The sequence below is a fragment of the Kitasatospora sp. NPDC057512 genome, from assembly GCF_042802135.1.
Taxonomy (GTDB): Bacteria; Actinomycetota; Actinomycetes; order Streptomycetales; family Streptomycetaceae; genus Kitasatospora.
Genome location: NZ_JBHVET010000793.1, coordinates 1 through 3,665, shown reverse-complemented (window position 1 = coordinate 3,665; position 3,665 = coordinate 1). Strand labels below are relative to the sequence as shown.

The following is a 3,665-nucleotide window of genomic DNA, read 5'->3' as shown; positions in this document are numbered from 1 at the left end:
GGCCCCGCACGGCCCACTCCGGCGCTCGCCTCACCCGGTCGTCAGTGGACGACCGCGTGCGAGATCTGGCAGCCGCTCACGCCGTTCGACCAGGTGCCCTGCATGGCGAACGAGCCCGTCGCGAACGTCACGTTCTGCGCGCCGCCCGTCCCGCCGACCCCGTTCCACGAGCACTTGTCGGCGTTCTCGTACCCGGTCGAGTCGGTCCAGCCGCCCGCCGGGTTCTGGTCGGTGATGGTCTCCGAGTACTCGTGGCCGTACACGATGGTCACGCCGTCCAGGGTGCCCGCGCTGCCGCTGTTGACGTAGTTCTGGCCGCAGGAGCTGCCCATGTCGGTCACGTACGGGTCGTTGGTGAACGCCACGTCACCGTACGGGGAGGAGGCCGCGCCGCCGGTCAGGGTGGTGTCGCCGTTCCAGTCGTGCCAGGCACAGAAGCCACCGTTCGGGGTGTTGAAGCCGTCAGGGTGGGTGCCGGTCGGCGACAGCACCACGTACTGCGCGTTGCGGTTGGCGGCGGCGGTGGTGTTGCCGAAGTGCCCGGCGGCCTTGACGGCCTCGGCGGCCAGCTGGTTGCCGCTGGCCTGGCCCGGAGCGGCGGCGGACTCGTCGACCCAGACGCCGGCCAGCGCGCCGCCGGTCGGGTAGCCGACGTGCGTCGAGCCGGTCGGGCAGCTGGTCGCGCCCGCGGCGACGCCCTGGCAGTACTGGGTCATGACGCCGGACCAGGTCTCGCTGTTGGTGCCGAGGCCCTTGAACAGCTGCTGCGCCCGGACGGCCTCGCCCTTCGGGTCGCCGGTCAGGGTGGTGTAGCCGCTGGAGTTGGTGCCCTGGGTGCCCCACTGGGAGCCCCAGAAGACCAGGTAGACCTTCGGCGCGCCGGTGGTGACGCCGATGCCGTCCACGCCGCCGCCGTAGCTGAGGTTGTTGCCCGCCGCCTTGGCGGAGTTGCCGGCCTCCTTGGTCGGGTGCGCGCCGTGCCGGTAGGGGTGCGGCTGTCCGGCGAACTCGCCGGCCGGCCGGTTGTCCTGGACGGCCTGGGCGGCCGGAGCGGCCGCGAAGCCGGCGGCGGCCAGCGCCAGGGCGCTGAGCCCGGTCAGGGCCCGCAGTCGCATCCGGCGGGAGGTGGGGGAGATGCCCATCGTGAGGGTTCCTCTCTGGTGCCGGCCGCGGCCGGGTACGGCGCGGCGGCACGGTGGGGGACGAAGGGGGAGGAGCACGACGACGGCGAGCCGGGCCCACTGGCGGCCCGTCAGGGACGACCAGTGAGGTGGGGATGGGGGACCGGTTCACCGCCGACCGCCGGAAGCAAAGCACCGCGGCCGAAACCGGTTCAAGCACGCAAAGGGTAAGACCCGCCCCAAGGGCCGCCCGGGCGGACGTAGTGAACGTCAAAAGCCCGCAGCTGGGGGCGGGTTGATGCGCGTAGCGCAGCCGAATGCCAACAGTTGAGAGGCGCTTCTACACCGTATGCGCCGTCGGGCCGCCGCCGAGGGTCGGCTCAGGGCCCCTCGACCTCGCCGATCCGCATGATCCGGCCGTGGGAGTCCAGCACCACGTCGTAGGCGTTGCCGTGGCAGCCGTACGGGTCGGCCGGTTCGCGCTCGGCCAGGCAGTCGTCGATGTGGGCGATCAGCTCGTCGAGGGGGACGGTCCTGGCGGGTTCGTCGTGGGTGACGTCGACCAGGGTCGCCGCCACGCCCGCCCCCGCGAAGCCGTAGTGGACGGGGCTGCCGACGGGCTCGTAGCGGGCGGAGCCGCAGCTGAAGCGGGCGGACCGGGCGGTGAGTTCGGCCGGGCCGGCGGAGACGACGACGAGGAACTCGTGGCCTGGGCGGCCGGTGGGAACGGTGCACCCGGGCCCGGCGGAAGGCCCGGTGGAAGACCCGGTGGAAGGCCCGGCGGAGGGCTCGTCGGAGGGCTCGTCGGGAGAAGCGGGAGAGTCGGGCGAGGCGGGCGCGTCCGGCGAGGCGGCCGCGTCGGGAGCGGCGGAGGAGAAGGTGGCGGACGGCTCGGCCGAGCCGGAGTAGTACTCCTCCTCCTCGTAGAAGAGGCCGTCGTCCTCGTCCAACAGGTCGTCCGCGCCCTCGTCGGCCAGCGCGGCGGCGGAGGCGGCGGCCACCGTGGGACCGGAGTCGGCGGGCGTGCAGCCGGTGAGGACGGCGGCGGCGCCGCAGGCCAGCAGGGCGGCGGCGAGGAGCATGCGGGGCGTGGCCATGGCACAAGTCTCCCCGGGCGGCGGCGGTTGGCGGTACCCGCTTAACACGACCGGGGCCCGGTCCGTGGTTCCCGCCCGGGTGTGTCTGACCATTGGCGTCGGATCAGGGCGCGGCGTTGGGGTGCGTGCATCGCAAGGCGGAGGAGGGAGCCACTGCGGAGCATTGGCGACCGACGACAACGCGGCGAGGTGCGTGCACCGGCGTCGCGCACCCGGCGGGAATGGTCAGACACACCCTTGCCCTTCCCCCGCCGGATGTGCGGGTCCGGCGGGGGAAGGGAGCCGGCGAACGGCTGTCAGGAGGGGAGAAGGGAGCCGGTGAGCGGCCGTCAGGCGGCCACCGGTCTGCCCGCCTCGTACGCCTCGCGCACCCGGGCCTGCGCCCGCGGCCCCGCCGCCAGGTGGTCGAGGCCGAGCAGCGCCGCGCCCAGCACGGGCGGGGCGACGACGACGCGCGGCTCGGCCAGCGGCGCGGCCTCGGCGAGCCGGGCGGTCACGTTGTCCAGCAGCAGCGGCTGCCGGGAGGCGAGCACGCCGCCGCCCAGCACCACCGGGGTCGGGGTGTCCAGCAGGTCCAGGCGGCGGAGCGCCACCACCGCGAGCCGGACGATTTCGTCGGCCTGGCGGTCGATCAGCCCCCGCGCCACCTCGTCGCCCTCGTCCGCGACGGCGAACAGCACCCGGACGATCTCGTGCAGTCGCGCGTTCGGCAGGTGCCCGAGGTGGACGGCCTCGGCGACGGCGCCGGCGCCGGGCAGGCCGAAGTGCTCGGCGATGGCGCGGGCGAGCCCGGTCGGCCCGCCGCGCCCGTCCTCCGCGCGGACGGCGTGCCACATGCTGGCGACGGCGAGTCCGGAGCCGCCGCCCCAGTCGCCGGTGAGCTCGCCGAGGGCGGGAAAGCGGGCGGTGCGGCCGTCCGGCAGCAGCCCGACGCAGTTGATCCCGGCGCCGCAGACCACCGCGACCCCGCGCGGGCCGTCGGTGCCGGCCCGCAGCAGGCCGAAGGTGTCGTTGACGACGGTGTTGCCGGCGCCCCAGGGGTGGGACTCCAGCGCCACCCGCAGCGCCTCCTCCTCGACCGGCAGGTCGGCGTTGGCCAGGCAGGCGCTGACGTGGCCGGTGAGCACGCCGCTCCAGGACGGGTGGCCGGCCTCGGCGGCGGCCTGCTCGACCAGCGGGGCGAGGCCGGCGACGGCCGCCGCGCCGCCGATCTTCTGCGGTTCGAAGCCGCCGCCGCGGGCGGTGCCGAGGATGCTGCCGTCGGTGCCGATCAGGGCGACGTCGGTCTTGGAGTTCCCCGCGTCGATGGCGAGGACGCCGGGCAGGAGTGGTTCGGGCTGGTGGGTCATCAGGTCCCCGCGGCTCGTACGTGGCCCGGGCCGTTGGTCGTCGGCCGGGTGGCCCGGCCGAAAGGTCCCCGGCCGGGGGTGGACGGTCTCCTCGCGGT

At 74.9% G+C, this 3,665-nt stretch carries 3 protein-coding genes; all 3 read right to left on the bottom strand.

Annotated elements, in window-relative coordinates; translation table 11 throughout:
* Window positions 1-41: 41 nt before the first annotated feature.
* Window positions 42-1,142, bottom strand: a complete 1,101-nt coding sequence (locus tag ACFU6K_RS33825; protein ID WP_380669622.1) for a hypothetical protein — start codon at window positions 1,140-1,142, stop codon at window positions 42-44.
* A 359-nt stretch (window positions 1,143-1,501) separates the two neighbouring features.
* Window positions 1,502-2,218 (bottom strand): hypothetical protein, encoded by a 717-nt coding sequence (locus tag ACFU6K_RS33820; RefSeq protein WP_380669620.1) that lies wholly within the window; start codon window positions 2,216-2,218, stop codon window positions 1,502-1,504.
* 329 nt (window positions 2,219-2,547) lie between these two features.
* A complete protein-coding gene (locus ACFU6K_RS33815) occupies window positions 2,548-3,567 on the bottom strand; it encodes an N-acetylglucosamine kinase (protein ID WP_380669624.1) in 1,020 nt (339 codons plus the stop codon).
* Window positions 3,568-3,665: the final 98 nt, after the last annotated feature.